At 69.2% G+C, this 24,263-nt stretch carries 22 protein-coding genes and 1 pseudogene; 13 read left to right on the plus strand and 10 right to left on the minus strand.

What is annotated here, in order from left to right; all coding sequences use genetic code 11:
- Nucleotides 1–143: 143 nt before the first annotated feature.
- The 10 genes and pseudogenes from ACQ5DX_RS17015 to ACQ5DX_RS17060 all read left to right on the plus strand — a co-directional run bounded on the left by ACQ5DX_RS17015 (nucleotide 144) and on the right by ACQ5DX_RS17060 (nucleotide 11,466).
- Complete coding sequence (locus ACQ5DX_RS17015) at nucleotides 144–872, plus strand: HD domain-containing protein (RefSeq protein WP_430333705.1); 729 nt, start codon at nucleotides 144–146, stop codon at nucleotides 870–872.
- A gap of 2 nt (nucleotides 873–874) precedes the next feature.
- Nucleotides 875–2,143 (plus strand): annotated as a pseudogene (locus tag ACQ5DX_RS17020) (cytochrome P450); the annotation flags it as partial.
- Between the two features lie 57 nt (nucleotides 2,144–2,200).
- Nucleotides 2,201–3,274: a PEP/pyruvate-binding domain-containing protein gene (locus ACQ5DX_RS17025; protein ID WP_430335716.1), complete on the plus strand. Its 1,074-nt coding sequence runs from the start codon at nucleotides 2,201–2,203 to the stop codon at nucleotides 3,272–3,274.
- Between the two features lie 65 nt (nucleotides 3,275–3,339).
- Nucleotides 3,340–5,154, plus strand: coding sequence for a PEP-utilizing enzyme (locus ACQ5DX_RS17030; RefSeq protein ID WP_430333706.1), 1,815 nt, complete (start codon nucleotides 3,340–3,342; stop codon nucleotides 5,152–5,154).
- On the plus strand, nucleotides 5,147–5,893 hold the full coding sequence (locus ACQ5DX_RS17035; protein WP_430333707.1) for an SDR family NAD(P)-dependent oxidoreductase: 747 nt from the start codon (nucleotides 5,147–5,149) through the stop codon (nucleotides 5,891–5,893). The genes ACQ5DX_RS17030 and ACQ5DX_RS17035 overlap by 8 nt, the downstream gene beginning before the upstream one ends.
- An 11-nt stretch (nucleotides 5,894–5,904) precedes the next feature.
- Complete coding sequence (locus ACQ5DX_RS17040; RefSeq protein ID WP_430333708.1) at nucleotides 5,905–6,225, plus strand: 2Fe-2S iron-sulfur cluster-binding protein; 321 nt, start codon at nucleotides 5,905–5,907, stop codon at nucleotides 6,223–6,225.
- Nucleotides 6,226–6,227: 2 nt separating this feature from the next.
- On the plus strand, nucleotides 6,228–7,538 hold the full coding sequence (locus ACQ5DX_RS17045) for an NAD(P)/FAD-dependent oxidoreductase (RefSeq protein WP_430333709.1): 1,311 nt from the start codon (nucleotides 6,228–6,230) through the stop codon (nucleotides 7,536–7,538).
- A gap of 6 nt (nucleotides 7,539–7,544) precedes the next feature.
- Nucleotides 7,545–8,192 (plus strand): HD domain-containing protein, encoded by a 648-nt coding sequence (locus ACQ5DX_RS17050; RefSeq protein WP_430333710.1) that lies wholly within the window; start codon nucleotides 7,545–7,547, stop codon nucleotides 8,190–8,192.
- Complete coding sequence (locus tag ACQ5DX_RS17055; protein WP_430333711.1) at nucleotides 8,189–9,655, plus strand: aldehyde dehydrogenase family protein; 1,467 nt, start codon at nucleotides 8,189–8,191, stop codon at nucleotides 9,653–9,655. The genes ACQ5DX_RS17050 and ACQ5DX_RS17055 overlap by 4 nt, the downstream gene beginning before the upstream one ends.
- 86 nt (nucleotides 9,656–9,741) lie before the next feature.
- Complete coding sequence (locus tag ACQ5DX_RS17060) at nucleotides 9,742–11,466, plus strand: TIGR03767 family metallophosphoesterase (protein WP_430335717.1); 1,725 nt, start codon at nucleotides 9,742–9,744, stop codon at nucleotides 11,464–11,466.
- A gap of 31 nt (nucleotides 11,467–11,497) precedes the next feature.
- On the opposite strand, the gene ACQ5DX_RS17065 is transcribed toward ACQ5DX_RS17060, so the two are convergent.
- Nucleotides 11,498–12,052, minus strand: a complete 555-nt coding sequence (locus ACQ5DX_RS17065) for a potassium channel family protein (protein ID WP_430333712.1) — start codon at nucleotides 12,050–12,052, stop codon at nucleotides 11,498–11,500.
- Nucleotides 12,053–12,276: 224 nt separating this feature from the next.
- On the opposite strand from ACQ5DX_RS17065, the gene ACQ5DX_RS17070 reads away from it, so the two are divergent.
- On the plus strand, nucleotides 12,277–13,674 hold the full coding sequence (locus ACQ5DX_RS17070; protein WP_430333713.1) for an exopolyphosphatase: 1,398 nt from the start codon (nucleotides 12,277–12,279) through the stop codon (nucleotides 13,672–13,674).
- On the opposite strand, the gene tsaD is transcribed toward ACQ5DX_RS17070, so the two are convergent.
- The 8 genes from tsaD to ACQ5DX_RS17110 form a co-directional block, all read right to left on the minus strand.
- Entirely contained in the window at nucleotides 13,619–14,659 is a 1,041-nt protein-coding gene (gene tsaD / locus ACQ5DX_RS17075; protein ID WP_430333714.1) for a tRNA (adenosine(37)-N6)-threonylcarbamoyltransferase complex transferase subunit TsaD, read from the minus strand. The two genes, ACQ5DX_RS17070 and tsaD, sit on opposite strands and share 56 nt — an antisense overlap.
- Nucleotides 14,660–14,664: 5 nt before the next feature.
- On the minus strand, nucleotides 14,665–15,162 hold the full coding sequence (gene rimI, locus ACQ5DX_RS17080; RefSeq protein ID WP_430333715.1) for a ribosomal protein S18-alanine N-acetyltransferase: 498 nt from the start codon (nucleotides 15,160–15,162) through the stop codon (nucleotides 14,665–14,667).
- On the minus strand, nucleotides 15,159–15,815 hold the full coding sequence (gene tsaB / locus ACQ5DX_RS17085) for a tRNA (adenosine(37)-N6)-threonylcarbamoyltransferase complex dimerization subunit type 1 TsaB (protein ID WP_430333716.1): 657 nt from the start codon (nucleotides 15,813–15,815) through the stop codon (nucleotides 15,159–15,161). The genes rimI and tsaB overlap by 4 nt, the downstream gene beginning before the upstream one ends.
- A 26-nt stretch (nucleotides 15,816–15,841) precedes the next feature.
- On the minus strand, nucleotides 15,842–16,339 hold the full coding sequence (gene tsaE / locus ACQ5DX_RS17090) for a tRNA (adenosine(37)-N6)-threonylcarbamoyltransferase complex ATPase subunit type 1 TsaE (RefSeq protein ID WP_430333717.1): 498 nt from the start codon (nucleotides 16,337–16,339) through the stop codon (nucleotides 15,842–15,844).
- Nucleotides 16,329–17,423 (minus strand): alpha/beta fold hydrolase, encoded by a 1,095-nt coding sequence (locus ACQ5DX_RS17095; RefSeq protein ID WP_430333718.1) that lies wholly within the window; start codon nucleotides 17,421–17,423, stop codon nucleotides 16,329–16,331. Before ACQ5DX_RS17095 ends, tsaE begins: the two co-directional genes overlap by 11 nt.
- Nucleotides 17,420–18,538 carry an alanine racemase gene (gene alr / locus ACQ5DX_RS17100; RefSeq protein ID WP_430335718.1) on the minus strand — a complete coding sequence of 373 codons (1,119 nt, stop codon included), beginning with the start codon at nucleotides 18,536–18,538 and terminating at the stop codon, nucleotides 17,420–17,422. The genes ACQ5DX_RS17095 and alr overlap by 4 nt, the downstream gene beginning before the upstream one ends.
- Nucleotides 18,539–18,695: 157 nt before the next feature.
- Nucleotides 18,696–20,168 (minus strand): NAD(P)H-hydrate dehydratase, encoded by a 1,473-nt coding sequence (locus tag ACQ5DX_RS17105; RefSeq protein WP_430333719.1) that lies wholly within the window; start codon nucleotides 20,166–20,168, stop codon nucleotides 18,696–18,698.
- A gap of 2 nt (nucleotides 20,169–20,170) precedes the next feature.
- Entirely contained in the window at nucleotides 20,171–20,950 is a 780-nt protein-coding gene (locus ACQ5DX_RS17110; RefSeq protein WP_430333720.1) for a VOC family protein, read from the minus strand.
- Between the two features lie 78 nt (nucleotides 20,951–21,028).
- On the opposite strand from ACQ5DX_RS17110, the gene ACQ5DX_RS17115 reads away from it, so the two are divergent.
- Nucleotides 21,029–21,388, plus strand: a complete 360-nt coding sequence (locus tag ACQ5DX_RS17115) for a cupredoxin domain-containing protein (RefSeq protein WP_430333721.1) — start codon at nucleotides 21,029–21,031, stop codon at nucleotides 21,386–21,388.
- Nucleotides 21,389–21,430: 42 nt separating this feature from the next.
- Here ACQ5DX_RS17115 and glmS read toward each other — a convergent pair whose 3' ends face one another.
- Nucleotides 21,431–23,293 (minus strand): glutamine--fructose-6-phosphate transaminase (isomerizing), encoded by a 1,863-nt coding sequence (glmS, locus tag ACQ5DX_RS17120; protein ID WP_430333722.1) that lies wholly within the window; start codon nucleotides 23,291–23,293, stop codon nucleotides 21,431–21,433.
- A 67-nt stretch (nucleotides 23,294–23,360) separates the two neighbouring features.
- Between glmS and ACQ5DX_RS17125 the strand changes: the two genes are divergently transcribed.
- Nucleotides 23,361–24,263, plus strand: a complete 903-nt coding sequence (locus tag ACQ5DX_RS17125; RefSeq protein WP_430333723.1) for a dienelactone hydrolase family protein — start codon at nucleotides 23,361–23,363, stop codon at nucleotides 24,261–24,263.

Genomic DNA, 24,263 nt, shown 5'->3' on the forward strand with positions numbered 1-24,263 from the left:
AAGGATTCTCTTGGTCCTGCCACGCCCAGCGGTCAGAGTGTTCCGTGTCACAAGGAGGACGACATGGAGACCACGAGCACAAGGCATCCAGGAGACCGTGATCGCACCGCCGTCAGCCGGCGCCGTCCGATAGGCGCACCCGCATGACCGGCCTCCTCGGCCGGGACATCCGGGCCCACGTTCCCGGCACCGGGGACGACCCCCACCTGATCGGAACGGACCCGGTGCACGATCGCATCTGGCGCCGGGCGGCCCCCTATCTTTGCGTGCGGGACAACGACTCTCACACCCTGTATGCGTTCGGGATCGCCCGCGTCCTGATCGACCGGGTGCCGGGGGCACGGCCCGAGATCGCGCTGCCGGCGATCCTGCTCCACGACGTCGGCTGGTCGGCGGTACCCGAGGAACTGGTGCTCGAGGCGATAGCGCCGCAACCGCAGCATCCGGAACTGGTCCGCGTCCACGAGATCGAGGGCGCCGCGATCGCGCGGTCGATCCTCGGCGACCTCGGCACACCCGAGGCGGAGATCGACGAGATCGCCGCGATCATCGACGGCCACGACAGCCGCCGCGAGGCGACGAGCCCCAGCGACGCCGTGGTCAAGGACGCCGACAAGCTGTGGCGGACAACGCCACACGGGTTGACCACCGTCGGTCGATGGTTCGGGCTCACCCCACCCGAAACACTCCGACTGGTCGGATCCCGCACCCACGACCACCTCTGTACCGAACCGGCCCGAGCGATGGCCCGCGCGTTCGCGGCCATCGCGTCGATCGACATCTCACCGCAGCTTCGCGAACTGTCGTCCGCCGCGCCGAGTACCCCAGATACCGCGCTCAACGAGCACCCGACACCCCGAGTCCAGGAGTGAACATGTCCGCGCCGACGCAGAAGACGACCGACACCGTCGCCACCGGCGGTTGTCCCGTCGACCACCATGGCTACGAACCGTTCGACATGAACGACCCGTTCTCGGCTTACGCCCGCCTCCGCTCGTCGGAACCCGTCATGTTCGACGAGCGGATCGGCTGCTGGGTCGTCACCCGCTACGAGGACATCAAGGCCGTCTTCGACAACTGGGAGGTCTTCAGCAGCGAGAACGCGCAGGCGCCGGTCCGTGAACGAGGGCCGCAGGCGAGGCAGATCATGGCCGACGGCGGGTTCACCGCCTACTCCGGCCTGTCGGCCCGCCGGCCACCCGAGCACACCCGGATCCGCAAGGCGACCTCGAAGGCGTTCACGCCGCGCCGCTACAAGGCACTCGAACCGTTCATCCGCGCGAACGTCGATCACCAGCTGCGGGCCCTGCTCGCGCACGAGGACCACCGGGGCGACCTGCTGCGCGACCTCGCCTACGACGTTCCGACCGTGACCATCCTGACGTTGATCGGCGCCGACGCCGGTCAGGTCGACCAGTACAAGCGCTGGTCGGACTCGCGCGCCGCCATGACGTGGGGCAACCTGAGCGACGAGCAGCAGATTCCACACGCCCACAACCTGGTCGAGTACTGGCAGGAGTGCCTGCGGCTGGTCTCTCACGCCCACGAGCACGGCGGCGACAACCTGGTCGCCGACCTGGTCCGCGCCCAGCAGGAGGGCACGGAGATCACCGACCACGAGATCGCGTCGGTCTGCTACAGCCTGCTGTTCGCGGGACACGAGACGACCACCACGTTGATCTCCAACACGCTGCGACTGCTGCTGGCCCACCGGGACCAGTGGGAGGTACTGCGGGAGGATCCGAAGAAGATCCCGAAGGCCGTCGAGGAGGTGCTGCGCTACTCCCCCTCGATCGTCGCTTGGCGTCGAAAGGCACTCGAGGACACGATGATCGACGACACCCCGATTGCGGCGGGGGCCGAGATCCTGTTGGTGATGGGCTCCGCCAACCGCGACGAGTCACAATTCGCCGATCCCGAGGCCTTCGACATCACTCGGGACAATGCGCGCGAGCACCTCGCCTTCGGCTTCGGCCTGCACTACTGCCTGGGCAACATGCTCGCCAAACTCCAGACCCGCATCGTCGTCGAGGAGGTGCTGAAGACGGCGCCCTTCCTCGAACTCGTCGACCCCGACGCGATCACCTTCGGCGAGAACCTGTCGTTCCGGGCGCCGACGTCGGTGCCCGTGCGCTGGGACGCACCCGGCGATGCCGCGACGAACGCACCCGACGGCGCCGAGGCCGCCGCGGCTCGATACATCCAGTTCTTCGACGGCCCGCAGGAGCCGCAGCACGACCGGTTGGGCGGCAAGTGCGCTTCGCTGGTGTCGCTGACGGCGGCCGGGATGCCGGTGCCGCCGGGCTTCGCGCTGACCACCCTGCTGTACGACGACTTCATCGCGGCGGCCGGAATCGCCGACGAGATCCGGGACCTGCTCGCGGGCCTCGATCCCGAGGACGTCACCCGCGTGGACGAGGTCTCGGCGCGGATTCGGGACGCGATCACCTCCCGGCCCGTCCCGGAGCCGCTGCGACGCCTGACGGTCGACGCGTACGAGCGGCTGCAGTCCCGGTTCGACCAGCCCGTGCCGGTCGCGGTCCGCTCGTCCGCGACCGCGGAGGATCTGCCCGACGCCAGCTTCGCCGGCCAGCAGGACACATACCTGTGGCTCAACGGGATCGACGAGGTGCTCGAGCACATCCGCCGCTGCTGGGCGTCGCTCTACACCAGCCGCGCCATCACGTACCGGCTCAAGAACGACATCCCCGACGAGGGGCTGTCGATGGCCGTCGCGGTCCAGAAGATGGTGAGCGCCAAGGTCGCCGGAGTCGCGATGACGATGGACCCCACCAACGGCGATCGCTCCAAGATCACCGTCGACGCGTCCTACGGCGTCGGCGAGATGGTGGTCTCCGGACAGGTCACCCCGGACAACATCGTGCTCGACAAGGTGATGCTGAGCGTGGTGTCCGAGACGATCGGCGACAAGCACGCCGAACTGATCCCCGACCCGATCTCGCACCGGCTCGTCGAGCGTGAGGTCACCGCCGACCGTCGCACGTGCCGAAGCCTGAGCGACGCGGAACTGAAGGCCGTCGCCGCGATCGCCAAGCGCGCCGAGAAGCACTACGGATGCCCGCAGGACATCGAGTGGGCACTCGACGCCGACCTCCCGGACGGCGAGAACCTCCTGCTGCTGCAGTCCCGACCCGAGACCGTCTGGTCAGCAAAGCCCTTGCAGGACAAGACACCCGACACACCGAAGCCCGCCCGACGCGGCCTCGACCTGAGTTCGATCAGCCGCGCCATGGCCGGACCGCGCACCGCCTGATCCGTCCACGGCCGCGCGCACCAGTCCAGCACCCACCCCGCACCACTTCCGTCCAGAGGAACCCCATGACGATGAAGTCCTTTCCGAGCCCCTTCGATCTCGACGTCCCCGCCGGCGCCGAGGGATGGGAGGAGCTCTACCCGTACAACATGGTCTTCCAGCCGAACCGCAAGGACGTCGACGACGCCAAGTTCTGGTTCTGCGACAGCCAGCACTGGCCCACGGTGTTCAAGCCCTTCGAGACCATCGGCGGCGAGTTCGCCGTCAAGTGCCTGGGCCAGTACAACACCCGGCACCTGCTGATCCCGAACTCCAACGGCATCGAGTTCAAGATGCACCTCGGCTACCTGTACATGTCGCCCATTCCCGCGCCCGAGGAGGAGTTCGACACGCGCGCACCGCTGTTCGAGGAGCGGGCCGCGTACTACTACGCGAACTGGGATTCGCTGCTCGAGCAGTGGCACAAGAAGGTTCGGCAGACGATCGACGAGATGAACGCGCTGACCTTCGCCAAGCTGCCCGACATGGTCTCCATCGAGGACATCCGCTCGGGGACCGCCAAGGACGGCACCGAGGTCCTGCTCGAGAACTACGACCGCCTGATCCAGCTCTGCTACCAGAACTGGCAGTACCACTTCGAGTTCCTCAACCTCGGCTACATCGCCTACCTCGACTTCTTCGGCTTCTGCAAGGAGGTGTTCCCGAACATCCCCGACCAGTCGATCGCGACGATGGTCCAGGGCGTCGACATGGAGCTGTTCCGGCCCGACGACGAGCTGAAGAACCTCGCGAAGCTGGCCGTCGCACTCGGTCTGGACGGCCTGTTCGACCACACCGACGATCCCGACGGCACCCTGGCCCGAATTGCCGCTGCCGACAACGGCGCCCAGTGGATCGCACAGTACGAGGGCGCCCAGGATCCGTGGTTCAACTTCACCGTCGGCAACGGGTTCTACGGCCACGACAAGTACTGGATCGAGCACCAGGAACTGCCGCTCGGCTACATCGCCGACTACATCCGGCGCCTGAACGCGGGCCAGGAGATCATGCGCCCGGTCGCCGAACTCGCCGTCGAGCGCGAGCGGATCGCCGAGGAGTACCGCGACCTGCTCGACGACGACGCACGGGAGACGTTCGACGCCAAGCTCGGACTGGCCCGCACCGCGTACCCGTACGTGGAGAACCACAACTTCTACATCGAGCACTGGACGATGGGCGTGTTCTGGCGCAAGGTCCGGGAGCTCTCCCGCATGCTGCACGACGAAGGGTTCTGGCCCGAGCCGGACGACCTGCTGTACCTCAAGCGCGGCGAGGTGCGCGAGGCCCTGTTCGACCTGGCGACCGCGTGGGCCGTCGGCGCGGAACCGACGGGACCGCACTATTGGCCCGCCGAGATCGAACGCCGCCGGGGCATCATCGATGCGCTGAAGTCCCGTCGGCCGGAGCCGGCCCTGAACACTCCCCCGGAGTTCATCACCGAGCCGTTCACGAGCATGCTGTACGGCATCACCACCGAGCAGGTCCAGCAGTGGCTCAGCGACGACGCCGAGTCCGGCGACCACCTCCGCGGCATGGCGGCGTCGCCGGGTGTCGTGGAGGGGATCGCCCGCGTCATCACCAGTTCCGACGAGCTCTCGCTGGTGCAGGACGGCGAGATCCTCGTCGCCCCGGTCACGGCTCCCTCCTGGGGCCCGATCTTCGGCAAGATCAAGGCGACGGTCACCGACATCGGCGGCATGATGAGCCACGCCGCGATCGTGTGTCGCGAGTACGGGCTGCCGGCCGTCACCGGCACCGGCTCCGCGTCGACCCAGATCGAGACCGGGCAGCGACTGCACGTCGACGGCACCAAGGGCGTCGTCACGATCCTGGGTGAGTGACATGAGAACCGTTCTGATCACCGGTGGCGCAGGCGGACTCGGCCGCGCCTTCGCGCAGGGTTTCGCCGACCGCGGCTACCGGGTGGCCGTCGCCGACATCGACGCCGGCGGGGCCGAGGAGACCGCGCGGCTGGTCCGCGAGAGCGGGGCCGAGGCGCTGTCGCTGCCGGTGGACGTCACGTCCGTGGAGTCCACCGACGCGATGGCGGCCGCGGTCGCCGAGTTCGGCGGCGGCCACATCGACGTCCTCGTGAACAACGCCGCGATCTACGCCGGCGTGACGCGGTCCCCCTTCGAGGAGATCGCCCCAGATGAGTGGGACCGCGTCATGGCCGTGAACCTCAAGGGCCCGTGGATGTGCGCCCGGGCCTGCAGCCCGCACCTCGCCGAGGGCGGATCGGTCGTGAACCTTTCCTCCGCAACGGTTCTCAGCGGCTCCGCGCAGTGGATGCACTACGTCGCCTCGAAGGGCGGCGTCGTCGCACTGACCCGGGTCATGGCCAAGGAACTGGGTTCGCGGTCGATCACCGTCAACGCCATCGCTCCGGGCTTCACCCTCACCGAGGCGAGCTACGGACTGATGGACGACGCCGAGAACTACGGCGTCGACCGCGGCGCGATCAAGCGGGCCAGCCGGCCCGACGACGTCGTCGGAGCCGCACTGTTCCTGGCCGGTCCGGACAGCAACTACATCACCGGCCAGACCCTCGTCGTCGACGGCGGCCGACAGTTCATCTAGGAGGCGCAGCAATGCCCACAGTCACCTACACCGATCACGACGGCAACACCCGCGTGATCGAAGGCAGCGCCGGCGATTCCGTGATGGAAGTCGCGATGCGCAACGGAGTCGCCGGCATCGTCGCCGAGTGCGGCGGTTCGCTGTCGTGCGCCACCTGCCACGTCTTCGTCCGACCGGACCAGTTCGCCGATCTGCCCGCGATGGACGACATGGAAGACGAGATGCTCTACGGCACCGCGGTCGACCGCCAGGACAACTCCAGGCTGTCCTGCCAGGTCAAGCTCACCGACGGGATGGATCTGCACGTGCACACACCGGAAACGCAGGTGTGACCATGTCTTCCGAAGATCCCGGCGCCGTCGGCAACGGGCTGCTCGTCATCGGATCGAGCCAGGCCGGCGTCCAGCTGGCCGGCTCGCTCCGCGCCCTCGGATACACCCCGCCGATCACGTTGCTGGGCGACGAGAACCACCGCCCCTACCAGCGACCCGCACTGTCCAAGGAGTTCCTGCAGGGCCTGGTGTCGGCCGAGTCGCTCGTCTTCCGCAGCGCGGAATACTGGGACGAGCACCGCATCTCGCTGGTCAAGGGTGAGCGCATCACCGCCGTCGAACGCGGACCCCACGGGTCGGGCGTCGCGGTCGCGGCCTCCGGCGCGCGGTTCCCGTTCGATCGTCTCGCGCTCACCGTCGGTGCCCGCGCCCGGAGGATCGACGTACCGGGCCACGACCTCGACGGGGTGCTCTACCTGCGCAACGCCGACGACGCGCTCGAACTCAAGCGGCGCATGCCCGAGACCACCGACATCGTCGTCATCGGCGGCGGATTCATCGGTATCGAGGCGGCGGCCAGCGCGATGAAGATGGGCAAGACCGCGACGGTGCTCGAGGCGGGGCCGCGACTGGTCGGCAGGGCCGTCGGGTCGGAGACGTCGCAGTATCTCCTCGAGGCACATCGCGGACGCGGCATGCGAATCGAGTTGGACGCCGAGGTGGCCCGGATCGTCGGGGCCGACGGCGTCGTGACCGGCGTCGAGCTGGGCGACGGTCGGGTCCTGCCCGCGCAGATCGTGCTGGTCGGGATCGGTGTCGTACCCAACGTCGAACTGGCTCGGTCGATGGGGCTCCTCTGCGACGACGGGATCCGTGTGGACGAGTACGCGCTCGCCTCCGACGGCACCACGGTGGCCGTGGGCGACTGCGCGAACATGCCCAACCCCGTGCCCGGCGCGGATCCCGGCGACCGGATCCGGGTCGAGAGCGTCAACAACGCGATCGAGCACGCCAAGATCGCCGCCTACTCCCTGACCGCGCGTCGCACCGAATACACCAGCATCCCGTGGTTCTGGTCGAACCAAGGCGATCTGAAACTGCAGATCGCCGGCCTGTCGACCGGATACGACACCACCGTCGTGCGCAGGGACGACACGAAGGGCAAGTACACCGTCGTGTACTACCGCGGCGGACGCGTCGTCGCCGCCGACTGCGTGAACAATCCGATCGACTTCATGGCCGTGCGCAGCGCACTGGCGAAGGGCGCCCACATCCCCGCCGATCTCGCGGCCGACCCGGCGACGGCCCTCAAGACCATCACCATCGAGAGCGCCGACGCCCTCTCGGCATCGACTCCCCCCGAATCGAGGTAACGCGCCATGCGTACCCCCACCGCTCATCCCGTCGACACCTCGCCGATCGTCGTCGCGCCCGGCACGGGCACCGATCTGGACCCGATCTGGAAATCGGTGGTTCCCGAATCCCGGGCCCGCGGCAACGACATCCACCTGCCCACGTCGTTCGCCTACGCCGAGCGCCTGTGCGACTGCTACCCGGACGCGGACGCACTCGTGGTCCGCGTCTCGATCCTGTTGCACGACACCGGTTGGGGACGAGTCGACGAATCACGGATCCTGTCGGAGGGCTTCAGCGGCGACTGGCGCAAGGCCGCGATCCGCTACGAGCACGAGCGCCAGGGCTGCATCATCGCGCGCGAAGTGCTCCCGCCGCTGGGCTACGACGACGAGTTCGTCGAACGCGTCTGCGCGATCATCGACGGCCACGACACGCGCCCCGACGCCGAGTCGCTCGAGGACGAACTGGTGCGCGACGCCGACCGGCTCTGGCGGTTCGCGCCCGTCGGGATCGCGCTCGCGTCGTCCTGGTTCGGGATGACTCCGTCGGTGTACTGCGACCGACTCGAGACCGAGATCCTGCCCGAACTGAAAACCGAAGCCGGATACCGGATCGCCGTCGCAGACCTCGAGCGGTCGCGCGCGTTGTTGAAGACGGATGTGCTGCGATGACCCGGAACGATCTCACGTTCCCCCACACCCACGTCCGTGACCTGTTCATCGACGGCCACTGGGTCGCGGCGACGAGCAACGAGCGCATCGACATCGTCGACCCGGCGACCGAGGCGGTGTGGGGTTCGGTCCCGAACGCCTCCGCCGGCGACGTCGACGCCGCGGTCGATGCCGCCGACCGCGCCTTCCACGGCCCGGGCTGGTCGGACCTCCGCCCCTCCGAGCGCGCGGAGTACCTGCTGCGGATTGCGGACGAGATCGAGAAGCGGGCCGAGCCCATGGCCTGGACCACGACCCGGGAGAACGGCAGCCCGGTCGCCGAGGCCTCGGGCAGCGCAGCGAACGCCGCAGGCATCTTCCGTTACTTCGCGTCGCTGGCGCCGTACCTCGAGAGCGACGACGAGCGGCCGTACCCCAACGGCCAGGGAACGACCGCCGTCTTCCGCGACCCCGTCGGAGTCTGTGCCCTGATCGCCCCGTGGAACTTTCCGATCAACCTTGTGGTCGCCAAGCTGGCACCGGCGCTCATCGCCGGGTGCACGACGGTGATCAAGCCCGCCGAGTCCACACCGCTGTCGATCCGGTTCGTCGTCGAGGCCGTCGCGGCGGCCGGCGTGCCTGCCGGCGTCGTGAACCTGGTGACCGGGACGGGTGCGGTCGGTGACCGATTGGTGCGTCATCCACGGGTCCGCAAGGTCGCCTTCACGGGATCGACCGGCGTCGGCCGGAAGATCGCCGCGGCGTGCGGCGAACTGCTGCGCCCGGTCACGCTCGAGCTCGGTGGGAAGTCCTCGGCGATCGTGCTCGACGACGCCGACCTGGACGCCTTCTCGCAGGTGCTCATTCGCTCCTGCATGCGCAACACCGGCCAGACCTGCTACATCGCGACCCGGATTCTGGCGCCCGCAACGCGCTACGACGAGGTCGTCGGCGTCGTCAGCCGGACCGTCGCCGCCGCGAAGCAGGGCGATCCCTTCGACAGCGACACCGTCTTCGGCCCGTCGGCGACGAAGGAGCAGTACGACAAGGTCCTCGGGTATATCGAGGGTGCCCGCGCCGAGGGTGCGCGGGTCACGACCGGCGGCGGCCGCGCCGACACGACCCGCGGCTACTTCGTTCAGCCGACCGTCTTCGCCGACGTCACCGAGGACATGACGATCGCCCGCGAGGAAGTCTTCGGTCCGGTGGTCACGATCCTGCGGTACGACACCGTCGACGACGCCGTCCGGATCGCGAACGGCACCGAGTTCGGTCTCGGCGGAATCGTCTTCTCCGCCGACGAGGACCGGGCCGTCGAGGTGGCGCGCCGAATCGACACCGGATCGGTCGGAATCAACTTCTTCGCCTCGAACCACAGCGCGCCGTTCGGCGGACGCGGTGACTCCGGGCTGGGCGTCGAATTCGGGATCGAGGGCTTGAACGCATACCTCACGCCGCAGTCCGTCCACCGGAAGCGGGCGTGACACGCCCACACCATGTGCACCGAACGAACGCTGTAGGCGATCCGTCGCCTACAGTGTTCGCCGTGGGTGAACATCAGGTGAACGGCATGAATCGGCGAAGCTTCCTCGGAGCTGCGGGCGTCGGCGCCCTCGGAATCGCAGGACTTCCACTCATCGGCAACCGGTCGTGGAATCCGCTTGTGGGACAGGCGCTTGCCGCACCGCTCCCCTCGTCGATCGCCGGCACCACGCTCGAATCCGTCGCGGTCCCCCTCGGGACCAGCGGTTACCGTCGCCTCACCGCCGGTCCCGGCTGGCCGCTGGTGGTCCGGAACGACCTCGCCGAGGCCAAGTCCGGGCGTGAGGACCGCCGCACTCCGCTCGCCTCCATGGTCCAGCTCACCGACGTCCACGTCCTCGACGCGCAGTCGCCCGTGCGGTTCGAATACGTCCACCCGTTCCAGGGCGCCGCGTTCCGCCCGCACGAAACCATGACCACCCAGGGCCTGGTCTCGCTCATCTCCCGGGTGAACTCCCTGCGCATGGGTCCGCACACCAAGCGCGACTTCGACGCCGTCATCACCACCGGCGACAACACGGACAACAAGGAGTTCGTCGAACTCGGCTGGTTCCTGACCGCCCTCAACGGCGGCACGATCACCCCCAACACCGGCGATCCGACCCGGTACGAGGGCGTGCAGAACTCGGGCGCCGACCTGTACTGGAATCCCGAGTCGTCGATCCAGGACATCTACAAGAAGGCCGGATTCCCGGAGGTCCCCGGGCTGCTCGGCGCGGCCCTGCGGCCCCTGCCCAGCCCGGGTCTGAACACCAAGTGGTACTGCGTCTTCGGCAACCACGACGATTCCGTCGAGGGGACGCTGCCGAGCGGCATCCCGTTCCTCGAGCAGATGTACACGGGCGACAAGAAGTTCGAGGTGCCCGACTCCGCCGACCAGGCGGCACGCATCTCGAGTGCCCTCAGCTCCGACCCGACGGCCCTGCTCAACCTGCTGTCGGCGATCACCACGCCGCCGCGCATCGTCACTCCGGACGCGCGGCGCAAGCCGTTCACCCCGCGCGAGTTCATCGCCGCGCACCTCGATCCCGCCAACACCGGCCCCGGCCCGGTCGGCCACGGCTTCGCGCTCGACGCCGACGAGTCCGGAATCGGCTACTACACGTTCGAGATCGCGCCCGGCGTCATCGGCATCAGCATGGACTCGACCAACCGCGCCGGCCTGGTCGACGGCTCGCTCGGCGAGGAACAGTTCAAGTGGATCGAGCAGACCCTGCTGACCGGTAGCAGCAAGTACTACGACACCAACGGTGCCCTCATCACGCAGAGCCGCACCGACAGCTACTTCATCCTGTTCAGCCATCACACGAGCACGACGATGGCGAACACGCTCCCCGACCCCGAGCGTCCGCTCGAGCCCCGGGTCAAGGGCGCCCAGCTGGTGGATCTGCTGCACCGTTTCCCGAACGTGCTCGGCTGGGTCAACGGCCACACCCACGAGAACCGGATCACGCCGCAGGTGGGACAGACGCCCGAGCAGAGCTTCTGGGAGATCAACACCGCGTCGCACATCGACTTCCCGCAGCAGGGCCGCATCATCGAGGTGGTCGACAATGAGGACGGCACCGTGTCACTGCTGACGACACTGTTCGAGGGCGACAGCCCATACCAGGTCGACTACGACGACTTCTCGCCCTCGGGCCTGGCGTCGATGTACCGGGAGTTCTCGTTCAACGACATCCACGCCGATCCGAAGCTGCTCGGCGGATCGCCGGACCACAACGTCGAACTGGTTCTCGCAACACTGCGCTGAGTCTTCTCGCGAAGCTACGCAAGGCCCGTCGTCACGCGTCCTCGTCGGACGCGTCTCGGCGGGCCTTGCCCCACTTCACCGCCTCGACCAACAGTTTCACGACCACGGCCAGCATCACCAGGTTGCCGACCATCATCACGCTGACGATCGCGCGCGCCGTCTCGTCGATCGCGACGATGTCGCCGAACCCGACGGTCGCGAAGACCGTGACCGTGAAATAGAGTGCGTCGACTCGGCCGAGCGATTCGTTGAACGCGTCCGAATCCATCTGGGCGAGCAGGAAGATCGTGGTGGCCGAACCCAGCAGGTACGCCGGCAGCGTCACGGCCAACGCCTCTGCCGCGCGCAGCGCCGGAGTGGGTGAGCGCACGATCTGCAGTACCTGCCAGGTGCACAGCACCGCGACGAGCAGCAGTTCGAGGACGAGGATCACGACGGCGCCCGCATTCGACAGGCGATCCATCGGCAGCGTGAAGTACGCGGCCACCAGCAGCACGACGGTGAAGAACGGCCGCAGCAGTGCGATTCGCAGCAGCCGACGCCGCTCGTGCCGGTCCAGTTCTCGCAGCCGGTCGCCCTCGGACATCGGCCCCTCGCTTCCGCAGTCCCACTTGCACAACCGTCAGCCATTCTTATCGCGAAACACTCCAGGTGACCTGCGACGACACACCGTATCGAGCGCCGGCGGACGATGTTCGGTAACATTCAGATAACGGCGCCCGACTGTTGGAGAGGATGCACCGAACCTTTCCGCTGCGTCCGAAGCCAGAACCCGACCAGTTCCGGAAAGACAGCAACGGGAGGTGAACAGTGCGCAACTCGCTCGGGATCTCAGCCGGATCGGCCGGCGTGTGCGGCGCCCTCGTCACCACCGACGACGCGGGCAGCCAATCCGTCGAATACCGAACGATCTCCGCAGACCTCGACAGGCACGCCGATCTCGGCGACCTCGCACTGTCCGCGATCGGCCTCATGACCACGCAGGTCCCCGATCGGCGCATCGAGCCCGACGCGATCGCCGTCGCCTACCGCACCGACCGCCAGGCCGCGGCCGTGCGATCCGCAGCCAAGACGCAACGTCAGGCGATTCGCCTGGTGCCCGAGACGGTCGCCACGCTCGCCTATCTGCGGAGCACCGGACTCGTCGACCGATACGACTGCATCGCGCTCGCCGACCTCGGCGCGTCCGGGCTGACCGTCACGGTCGTCGACCCAGCCGACGACACCGTCACCTTCCGCGATCGGACCTCCCATGTGCGCGGTGACGGCGGTGCCGACGGAACCGCCCGGATCGGCTCTCGGGTAGCGACGTTCGTCGCCGACACCATGAGCCGTTCCGACCGCGAACCCGCCGCCGTCGTCCTGGTCGGCGGAGGCGGAAACATCCCCGACATCGGCGAGACACTCGACGCGGCCTTCGACTGCGCCGTCATCGTCGTCCCGGAACCAGAGGCCGCCACCGCCAAGGGCGCGGCGCTGCTGGCCGGATCGAATGCCCGACAGCAGTTCCCGGTCGTCACCGGGTCCGGCAGCCGAGTGTCCGCACCCCTGATCGCGGCCTTCGTGCTGGGCGCGCTGATCATCGGTTACGGCGTCCAGCAGATGATTCCGCAGAGCGCCGAGAACTACTCGCCTGCGAACAGCCTGGTCGAGACACCCAGCGTGAGCCCGACATCCACCATCGACACCGCGGAACCGACCATCGTGCATCCTGACGAGACGAGGATCCCGTCCGTCGACCCGACCCCGACATCGACGTTCCCGGTGTTCCCCCCGACGTCCGAACTCCCCGAAGCCACCACGACGACCACGTCACCGTCACCGACACCGACACCGACTACGACGTCGCCGACACCGACCAGCACCACGCCCGAAACACCCGAAACCACCAAGCAGCCACGACCGTGGATCCCGCCGCGGTGGCCCGAGAAGCCGAGTTGGCTGCCCGAGGATGCGACGCCGCCTCGGCTGCCGGACTTCGGCGACCTCGAGGACTTCGACAACTTCAGTGGATTCGGCGACTTCGGGGGCTTCGGTGACTTCGACAGGCCGCACGGACGACCGGACGGGATACCCGGATTCGCCCCGCCCCGTCTGCTGGACCGGGTACCGGGCTTCGCCGAATGGAGCCGCCCCGACGGAGGTCCTGCGGTCAGTCCCGAACCTGACTCACCGAAACCGGAAGGCCAGGGTTCGTCGCAGATGTGAGCTGCGACGGCTGCGCACCACCCGCGATCAGATGAGCTCCGAGCGCGGCGATCATCACCCCGTTGTCCGTGCACAACCGCGGACTCGGCACGCGCAATGTGAGACCGGCTGCGGCACAACGCTCCTCCGCGAGAGAGCGGATCCGCGAGTTCGCGGTCGCACCGCCGCCGAGGACGAGGGTGTCGACGCCCACGTCCCGGGCGGCGCGCACGGCCTTCATCGTCAGCACGTCCGCAACCGACTCCTGGAAGCCCGCGGCCACATCGGCCACCGGAACCGGTTCGCCCGCACGCTGCTTCGCCTCGACGAACCGAGCGACCGCGGTCTTGAGACCCGAGAACGAGAAATCGTGACGCGCGTCCCGCGCACTGGTCATGCCACGCGGGAACACGATGGCGTCGCGGTCACCTCGCTGTGCGAGACGATCCAGGGCAGGTCCGCCAGGGAACCCGAGGTCGAGCAGACGGGCGACCTTGTCGAACGCCTCTCCGGCCGCGTCGTCGACGGTGGTGCCGAGCTCGACGATCGGCTTGCGGCCCAGTTCCTCCACGTGCAGCAGGTGCGTGTGCCCACCGGAGACGAGCAGCGCGACGCACGGCGGCATCGGGCCGTGCTCGATGGTGTCGACCGCGACGTGTCCACCGAGGTGGTTGATCGCGTAGAACGGCACTCCCCACGCGGCCGCGTACGCCTTGGCCGCCGCGACGCCGACGAGCAGCGCACCAGCCAGTCCGGGACCGATGGTCACGGCGATGGCGTCGGGCTTGTCGATGCCGGCGGCCGCGAGCGCCCGCTTCATCGTCGGCACCATCGCCTCGAGGTGTGCGCGCGACGCCACCTCGGGCACCACGCCGCCGTACCGGGCGTGCTGGTCGACGCTCGACGCCACCTCGTCCGCGAGCAGCTCGCACCGGCCGTCACCGAGCCATCGGACGATGCCGACACCGGTCTCGTCGCAGGAACTCTCGATACCCATCACGATCATGGCCGTCACTCCTTGCCCGGCCGCTGGGCGGCCTCGGTCTCGATCCGCGCCGGACGACGCATCGTGAAGGCGTCCGCGCCGCTCGGCTGGTAGTACCGCTTCCTGGTGCCGACGATCTCGAAGCTCTCGCGCTCGTACAGCGCGATCGCCGGCTCGTTGTCGGTGCGGACCTCGAGGAACACCGGTCCGCCCCACTTGTCGGCCACGCGCAGCAGCTCTGTGAGAAGCGCGCCGCCGATGCCGCCGCGCTGCGCCGTCGGATCCACACCGATGGTGTGCACCTCGGCCTCCGGTGTCATGCTCGTGCCGAGCAGCGCCACCCCGGCGTACCCGATCAGCACGTCGGCGTCGTCACGGGCGGTGAAGTAGTGGTTGTGTCCGCCCGCCAGCTCCGACCGGAACGACTGCGCGCTCCACGGGTCGTCGCCCGGGAAGAGCACCTGCTCGAGCTCGGCGCACCGGTCGGTGTCGGCGTCGGTCATCGGGACGATGCGGACGTTCATTTGCGCCGGTCCGCCAACTCCACCGCGTCCGGACGGCGCAGATACAGGGGCACCATCGGCTCCGGTTCGACGCCCACGCGAAGCGCCTGCGCGGCAACCGACACCAGCCCGACCGGCGACGGAGTCTCCACCGGCTCGACGGGCAGGTCGAACATGTCCACGTGCGAGGCGGACCCGGCGATCACCTCCGACGGCGCCGGGTCGAGTTCGGAGGGCTTCACGACGTTGGGGCCCTCGACCCGCTTGCCGCCCGAATAGCGAGCCCAGTACACCTCGCGGCGGCGGGCGTCGGTGACCACCAACAGATCCCGATCGTCGGAGACGTCGGCGGCAATCGCGTCGAGGCTGCACACGCCATGCACCGGAATGCCCAGCGCGTCGCCGAACGCGGCACCGGTCGCCATGCCGACCCGCAGGCCGGTGAACGGTCCCGGTCCCACCCCGACGACGACCGCGTCGAGATCGGCAGGGGCGTGACCGGATTCGGCGAGACACTCGAGGATCTGCGGGGTCAGCACCTCCGCGTGTGCACGGGCGTCGACGGTGATCCGCGTCGCCAGCGCCTTCGGGGCATCGGCGTCGGATTCACGATCGAAGCGCACGACACCCGCGGTGACCGCGGGAGTGGAGGTGTCGATGGCAAGCACAAGCACGGTAGTCCAGGCTACTCGGCGTGCGACTAGCCGCTGGACACCCACTCCCAGCGGGCCGTGCGGACGTCGGATTCGGGCTCGCGGCGCAGCCGCACCCGCAGGTGCCGATCCGCGAGATGTTCGACGACGCCCTCGCCCCACTCGACCACGACGACCGCCGACGCGAGATCGGTGTCCAGGTCGAGGGCATCGAGCTGATCGTGCATGTCCACGTCACCGCCACCGCCCGCCTCGCCGAGCCGGTAAGCGTCCACGTGGACCAGGGCGACGGGCGCGCCGCCGTCCGGTCGGGTACCCGGCCGGTGCTCGCGCGCGATGATGAACGTGGGCGACGTCACCCGCCCCTCGACCCCGAGACCGGCCGCGATACCGCGGGTCAGGGCGGTCTTGCCGGCCCCGAGCGGCCCGTCGAGCACCACGAGATCCCCGGCCACCAGGCCGCGGGCCAGCGCACGGCCCAGCGCCTCGGTGTCCTCCGTCGTGGGCAGCGTCGCACTGCCGCCGGTTCGTGTGTCAGCCGACATCGGTCTGCTCCAGTTCACCCGTCGACGCTGCAATTTCACGATTCTCGCGGCTCGACACGGCGCGCCGGACCAACCGATCGATCGCATCGGAGGTTACCTGCGGGAACTCGAGCTCGACGAGATGGCCCGCACCGCGGACCCGCACCAGTTCGGCGCGGGGCAACGCCGCGGCGAGCGACTTCGAACTCGGGAACGGGATGATCATGTCGGTGTCCCCGCACAGCACCAGCGCGGGCGTGTCCGCCAGCACGGGCAGCGCCTCGGACTCGTCGTGCAACTCCAGCGATTCGAGGAAGTTGACGATCGTCACGACGGAGATGTCGTTGAGCATGCCCTCGGAGAATTCGACGAGCCGCGGACTCACCTCGGTGCCGTACGACGCGGCCCGCAGGATCGGCGAGATGATCGCGCGGGCGGCGCCGCGGGCCTGCTGCACCACGCCCGGCGCGGTGCGGACCGCGAGCCGGAACGCATCGATCACCGGATTGTTCAGGTTGCGGCCGAGCCCCGACTTGTTGAGACCGGCCGCCGTCGTCGCGAGCAGACCGACCCCGATCACCTTGTCGCCGAACAGCTCCGGGAACTGTCGGGCCATCGCCAGGATCGTCATGCCGCCCATCGAATGCCCCACGAGCACTACCGGGCCCGTCGGCGCGACGGCGTCGAGCACCGCCGCGAGGTCGCGCCCCAACTGCGCGATGGTGCAGCTCTCGGCGGTCGGAGTGCCGGACTCGCCGTGACCGCGCTGGTCGTAGAACACCATTCGCGCCGAGTCGCCCCACGCCTGCTCGAGCTGCCGGCGCTGGAAGTGCCACGACTCCATCCGCAGGCAGTACCCGTGCACGAAGACCACCGTCAGCGGCGCGTCCGCCGGCCCCACTTCGCGGACCAGCAGCGGCACGTCGTCCTCCGTCGGGACGACCCGGCTGCGGTCGCGGCTCATCAGCTCGAAGTCCTCGGCCCCGTAGATCTCCGGTCCGCGCCGCGTCGTCACGGCCTTGACCACGTTGAGCCCGGCGAGCGTGCCGATCGCGGCGACGCCCGCGACTCCCCCGAACAGGCCGAGCCTGTTCAGGAGGTTCATGACCGCCCGCCCGGTCCTCCGACGTATGTCCGGACCGTGCGCCCGCGCACCGACGTCACCACCTCGTAATGGATCGTGTCGAGGGCGTCCGCCCACTCCTGCGCGTGCGGTTCGCCGTGCTCGCCGTTGCCGAAGAACACCGCGGTGTCGCCCTCCCGTACACCCGCACCGTCCGGCCCGAGATCGACCACGAGCTGATCCATGCAGACCCGGCCGATACCCGGCCGACGGTCGTCACCGAGCCACACGTCGAAGTGTCCACCCAACGCGCGCGGGATTCCGTCCGCGTATCCGACGGGCAGCAACGCCACCGTCGTGTCGCGCGGAGCGATCCATGTGTGCCCGTAGGACACGCCGTCACCGGCTGCCACCTTCTTCACCAGAGCCACCCTCGATCGGAACGTCATGACCGGCCGCAGGCCGAACGTCCCCAGATCGGGAACCGGGGACAGTCCGTATATCGCGATTCCCGGCCGAACCATGTCGAATCGCAGGTCAGCGCGGGTGAGGGTGGCCGCCGAGTTCGACAGGTGCGCGGCCTCCGGGACCAGACCGATGCGCTTGGCATCCGCGAGCGCCCCGACGAACCGCTCGCGCTGCTGGTCGATCACCGGGTGGTGCGGCTCGTCGGCGTGCGCGAGATGCGAGAAGACCCCCTTGAAGCGGACGGCGCCCTCCGCCTCGACCCGGGCGAGATCGTTCAGGAAGCCCGGCCATTCCTCGCGGGAGACCCCGTTGCGATTCAGGCCCGTGTCGACCTTGACCGTCACGGTCGCCGCCGTCCCCACCCGGCGGGCCGCCTCGACGACAGACGCGAGATGCCGCGGCGACGACAACCCCAACTCGACACCCGCGGCGATCGCCGGAGCGAAGTCGGAGTCCGCCGTGTGCAGCCACGACAGGACCGGTGCGGTGATACCGGCGTTCTTGAGTTCGAGCCCCTCGGCGAGCGTCGTGACACCCAGTTCCCGGGCACCGGCGGCGAGGGCCGCCTCGGCCACCGGGACGGCGCCGTGGTTGTACGCGTCGGCCTTGACCACCGCCATGACGGCCGCGTCGCCCGCGTGCTCGCGCAGGATGCCGACATTGTGTGCCACCGCGTCGAGATCGATCACTGCTTCGGCCTGAGGCGCCGCCGCCGGACGCGGAGTATCCGCTGCGGTGACGCTCGTGGTCTTCGGGTCGGTGTCAGGCTCCTGCGCGGTGGTGGTCACGGCATTCGATCCTGCCACTGATCGGGGCGAAACCGTCGTGCGGGTACAACCCGACCAGTCACGATTCGGGTACAGCTGAGCTCGGGAACACGCGCAGTATCCGAATCGCCGACCGAAGGTGCGCGAGGAGCGTCGACGCGGAGATCGGAGCGAGCCCGGCCTCCCCGACCTCCTCGGCTCCCTCCCGGGCACCCAGATTGGCGGCCAGCGAGTGCGCCCGCGCGCCCGCCGCCGCGGCGAGCGCCGGCTCGAGTCCCGTCGCCATCAGGGCGCCGACGATGCCGGACAGCACATCGCCCGACCCTGCCGTCGCCGCCCACGATCCGCCCGCGTCGTTGACGTGTGCCCGCCCGTGCGGATCGGCGATGACGGTGGCCCGCCCCTTGAGCAGGACCGTGACCCCCCACTCCGCGGCCAACGCCCGCGTCGCCGCGACCCGATCCGGGACCGGCGCCACCCGGGTGAGCCGCTCGAACTCGCCCGCGTGGGGGGTCAACAGGGTCGGGGCGCTGCGGCCACCAAGCTCGTGCACCAGGTCGTGCTGCTCGGCCAGCAGGTTCAGCCCGTCGGCGTCGACGAGCACCGGCACGTCCGACGCGAGCACCGTGCGCAGTTCGTCGAGGGCGTCCCCGTCCGTCCCGATTCCGGGCCCGACGATCCACGCCTGGACGCGTCCGGCCTCGGCCGGCGACGGCGCCGCGACGACCTCCGGCCAGTGATTCAGCACCTCGGTAGCGGCCCGACCCGCATACCGGACCATGCCCGCCGTCGCGGTCACCGCCGCCCCCGACGTCAGCACCGCAGCGCCGGGATAGCGTCCGCTGCCGGCGACGACCCCCACGACGCCCTGCGTGTACTTGTCGTCCGCGGCGCGAGGCACCGGCCACAGCCGGCCCACCTCGGCCGGGTCGAGCGCGGTCATGTCGGGATCCGGCAGGTCCAGACCGATCGGCACCAGCTCGACCCGCCCGCACCGCGCGGCGGCGAGCACGTGGACCGGTTTGAGCGCGCCGAACGCGACCGTCACCGCAGCCGTCACCGCGGGACCGTCGACCGCACCGGTGTCGGGGTCGACACCACTGGGCAGGTCCACCGCGACGATCGGCGCGTCCAGCTGCGCCACGATCGCGGCCGCGGTGGGACGCAACGGCCCCTTCCCGGAGATCCCGACGATGCCGTCGAGCACCAGATCCGGATCGCCCGGATCCGGCGACACGCGCCCGCCCGCGGCCTTCAGTGCCGCGAGACCGGCTGCGTGCGCCCGCTCCGGGTTCAGCAGTACCGCGGTGACCGCCGCCCCACGCCGGCGCAGCATCGCCCCGGCCCACAACGCGTCGCCGCCGTTGTCGCCGGAACCCACGAGCAGCGTGACGGCGCGGCCCGCCACTCCCCCGGTGCGGGCCCGCAACTCGTCGGCGGCGACCCGCGCCAACCCGTACGCGGCGCGCCGCATCAGGGTGCCCTCGGGCAGACTCTCGAGCAGCGGCGCCTCGGCGGCCTTGACCAGTGCGGTCGTGTAGAAGTCCCGCATGTCTATCCGGCCGCCACCGGTCCCGAGATCATGAACGGGGCACCGTTCGGATCCGCGACTCGAGCCATCCGGCCGTGCTCGGAATCCCACGGTTCGCGCAGCACGGTGCCACCGAGTTCGGTGATCCGGGCGACCGCGTCGTCCGTGTCGTCGACCTGAACGAACATTTGCCAGTGCGACGGCACCTCGGCGGGCAGCGCCTTGCCGGCATCGAAGATCCCGGCCAAATCGTCGCCGTCGAACCTGCCTGTCGAATAACGGAATTCGTCGGTGTCGCTCAACGTGGCGAGCTCCCAGCCGAAGACGTCGCGGTAGAACGGCAGGGCCGCGTCGTAGTCCTTGGTGACCAGCTCGAACCAGGCCGGGGCGCCGGTCTCGCCGATCACCCCGAAGCCCTTGTGCTCGGCCGGCTGCCACGCGCCGACCACGCCACCGGACGGGTCCATGAACATCGCCATCCGCCCCTGCTGGGGCACGGTCATCGGCTCCATCATCAGCTGCCCACCGGCGCCCTCGACGGCCTTCGCGGTGGCGTCGGCGTCGGACGTGGCCAGGTAGGTCGTCCATACGTCCACGTACGGGTTGCCCGGCTGACCGGGCATCATCCCGGCGATCGGCTTGCCGCCCGAATAGAACATCACGTAGCCGCCGTACTCCGCACCGGACGACTCGTGGGTCCAGCCGAAGAGGTGGTCGTAGAACGCGGCGGCGCGGTCGACGTCGGAGGTCTGCAGTTCGATCCAGCACGGGGCGCCGAGTGGCGCGGAATCACGGGTGGGCATGACAACTCCTCGCTCGGGGTGGTTCGAGGTCGCGGAGGTGCGCCAGGGCACACTCGTGCTCAGACTACGCTGAATCACATGAACGCACGCTGGTCTGCACTGATTGCGGGAATCGCTTTGGCCGCAAGCATTTCCGGATGTTCCACGGAAGCCGAGAAGGATGCGTCCGCCGACCCGGCCAGCGCGCTGACCGTCACCGTCTCGAACATGACGTACTCGCCGTCGTCCATCACGATCTCCGTCGGGCAGACCGTGACCTGGGTGTTCGACGACCGCGGCACCCCGCACGACGTCGTCGGGGTCGGCGACGCGAAGTCCGTCCTGCGCAGCCCCCTGCTGATGTCGGGCACGTGGGAGTTCACGTTCACCGCGCCGGGCACGTACGACTACACCTGCTCGCTGCACCCGGACATGCACGGTGTGGTCGTGGTGGTCTGACCTGGGATCCGACCGCCACGACCGCACCGGGCAATCACGGGTCTACTCGACCGTGACCGACTTCGCGAGGTTGCGCGGCTTGTCGACGTCCAGGCCGCGGGCCACCGCGACCTCGGCAGCGAACACCTGCAGCGGGACGGTCGACAGCAGCGGCTGCAGCAGCGTCGGCGCCGCGGGGATCTCGATGAGATGGTCGGCATGCGCCCGCACCGTCTCATCGCCCTCCTCCGCGATCACGATCGTGACGGCGCCGCGAGCCTTGATCTCCTGGATGTTGGAGACCAGCTTCGAGTGCAGCACCGCACGCCCCTTCGGCGACGGCATCACCACGATGACCGGTAGGCCATCCTCGATCAGCGCGATCGGGCCGTGCTTGAGCTCGCCTGCCGCGAAGCCCTCCGCGTGCATGTACGCGAGTTCCTTGAGCTTGAGCGCACCCTCGAGCGCCACCGGGTAGCCGACATGGCGACCCAGGAACAGCACCGCCGACGCGTCGGCGAACTCGCGCGCCAGGGCCCGCACCGGCTCGACGGTCTCGAGCACCCGCGCCACCAGGTCCGGCATCGCGGCCAGGTCGGCGTACTCGCGCGCGACCTCGTCGGGGTACTTGGTGCCCCGCGCCTGCGCCAAGGCCAGTCCCACCAGGTAATTCGCGGTCACCTGGGCGAGGAAGGCCTTGGTGGAGGCCACGGCGATCTCCGGACCGGCACGCGTGTAGAGGACGGCGTCGGCCTCGCGGGGAATCTGCGCCCCGTTGGTGTTGCAGATCGCGAGCACCCGGGCCTTCTGGTCCTTCGCGTGCTTGACCGCCTCGAGCGTGTCCGCGGTCTCACCCGACTGCGAGATCGCGACGACGAGCGTGGAGCGGTCCAGCACCGGGTCGCGGTAGCGGAACTCGCTGGCGAGCTCCACCTCGACGGGCAGGCGCGTCCAGTGCTCGATCGCATACTTCGCGAGCAGACCCGAGTGGTAGGCGCTGCCACACGCGACGACGAAGACCTTGTCGACGTCGCGTAGTTCCTGGTCCGACAGGCGCTGCTCGTCCAGGACGATGTGCCGGTCGACGAAATGTCCGCGCAGGGTGTCGGCGACCGCCTGCGGCTGCTCCTGGATCTCCTTGAGCATGAAGTAGTCGTGGCCACCCTTCTCGGCGGCCTGCAGGTCCCAGTCGATCCGGAACGGGCGCCCCTCCTGCTCGTTGCCGGAGAAGTCCGTGATCGAGTAGCCGTCCGCGGTGATGACCACCACCTGGTCCTGACCCAGTTCGATCGCGTCACGGGTGTGCTCGATGAACGCCGCGACGTCCGAGCCGACGAACATCTCACCCTCACCGACACCGACGACCAGCGGCGTCGAGCGGCGGGCGGCGATGATCATGTCCGGATGCTCGGCATGCGTGAACACGAGGGTGAACGCCCCCTCGAGCCGGCGCAGCACCGACAGCGTGCTCTGGAGGAAGTCTCCCTTGGTGGGGCCCTCGTCGAACGCGCGCGCGACCAGGTGGACCGCGACCTCCGAATCGGTGTCGCTCAACAGGTCGACCCCGGCCGCCTCGAGCTCGGCTCGCAGCGGCGCGAAGTTCTCGATGATGCCGTTGTGCACCACGGCGAACGCCCCGCTCGCGTCGCGATGCGGATGCGCGTTGCGGTCGGTCGGCTTGCCGTGGGTCGCCCAGCGGGTGTGCCCCATGCCGGTGGTTCCCACGAACTTCTCGCGGCCGACCTCGTCGAGTTCGGCCTGCAGGTTGGACAGACGTCCCGCCTTGCGCTCCGTCGCGAGACCGCCCGAGCCGTCCAGCACGGCGATGCCTGCAGAGTCGTAGCCGCGGTATTCCATTCGCTGCAGCGCCTTCTCCACGACGTCCAGAGCCTGGCGGTGGCCCACGTAACCCACGATTCCGCACATGGTTAACCAGCCTACTTGGGCGACCGTGCAGAGCGAACTCGGTCCGCGATCGGATAACGTCACACGCGTGGCGCAGACACCGAAGTCCCTGGTATCCAAGCTGTCCAAGCGTGGCCCGCACCGGGTGCTGCGCGGAGACCTCGCACTCGCGGGCCAGCCCGGCGTGGTGTACACCCCCGCCGAGGGCTTCAATCTGCCCGCGGTCGCCTTCTCCCACGACTGGCTGGCAGGCTCCGCGAACTACGCGAACACGCTCGAGCATCTCGCGTCGTGGGGCATCGTCGTCGCCGCGCCGAACACCGAACGCGGACCCGTGCCGTCGCATCTCGGGCTGGCCGCCGATCTGGGTACGGCCCTCGACATCTGCACCGGCGTGCGCCTCGGCCCCGGCCGGATCAGCGTCCACCCCGACCGCGTCGCGTTCGCCGGTCACGGCATGGGCGCAGGAGTCGCCGTCCTCGCCGCCGCACAGCAGGGCCGCGCGAAGGCCGTCGCGGCGCTGTTCCCCGCCCCGACGGCGCCGTCCGCGGTCACCGCGGCCGCCAAGGTCGAGGTGCCGGGGCTGATCCTCGCCGGCGCGACGGACGTCGATGCACTCAACAGCAACGCGCTCCAGCTGCACGACGCGTGGAAGGGCGAGAGCCTGCTCCGCGTCGTCGCCAAGGGCTCGAGCACGGGACTCGTCGAGGGCCGCCGACTGCTCGGATTCCTCGGCGTCGGCGGTGCCGAGCGCCGGACGCAGCACGTGACCCGCGCGCTGCTCACCGGGTTCCTGTTGCGGCACCTCACCGACGACAAGGCGTACGCCGTCTTCTCGGACGCCGACGCCCACTTCCCCGGAACCCACCCGGCGCACCATGACGACGTCGAGGGCGCCGAGGGCGCCGAGGGTTTCGAGGAGCTGGCCCGCCGGGAGGATGCGGCGGCACACCACCTGGGCAACCAGGTCGGTCAGCTTCTCGGCCGCTAG

This window comes from Rhodococcus sp. ACT016, from assembly GCF_050477185.1.
Lineage (GTDB): Bacteria > Actinomycetota > Actinomycetes > Mycobacteriales > Mycobacteriaceae > Prescottella.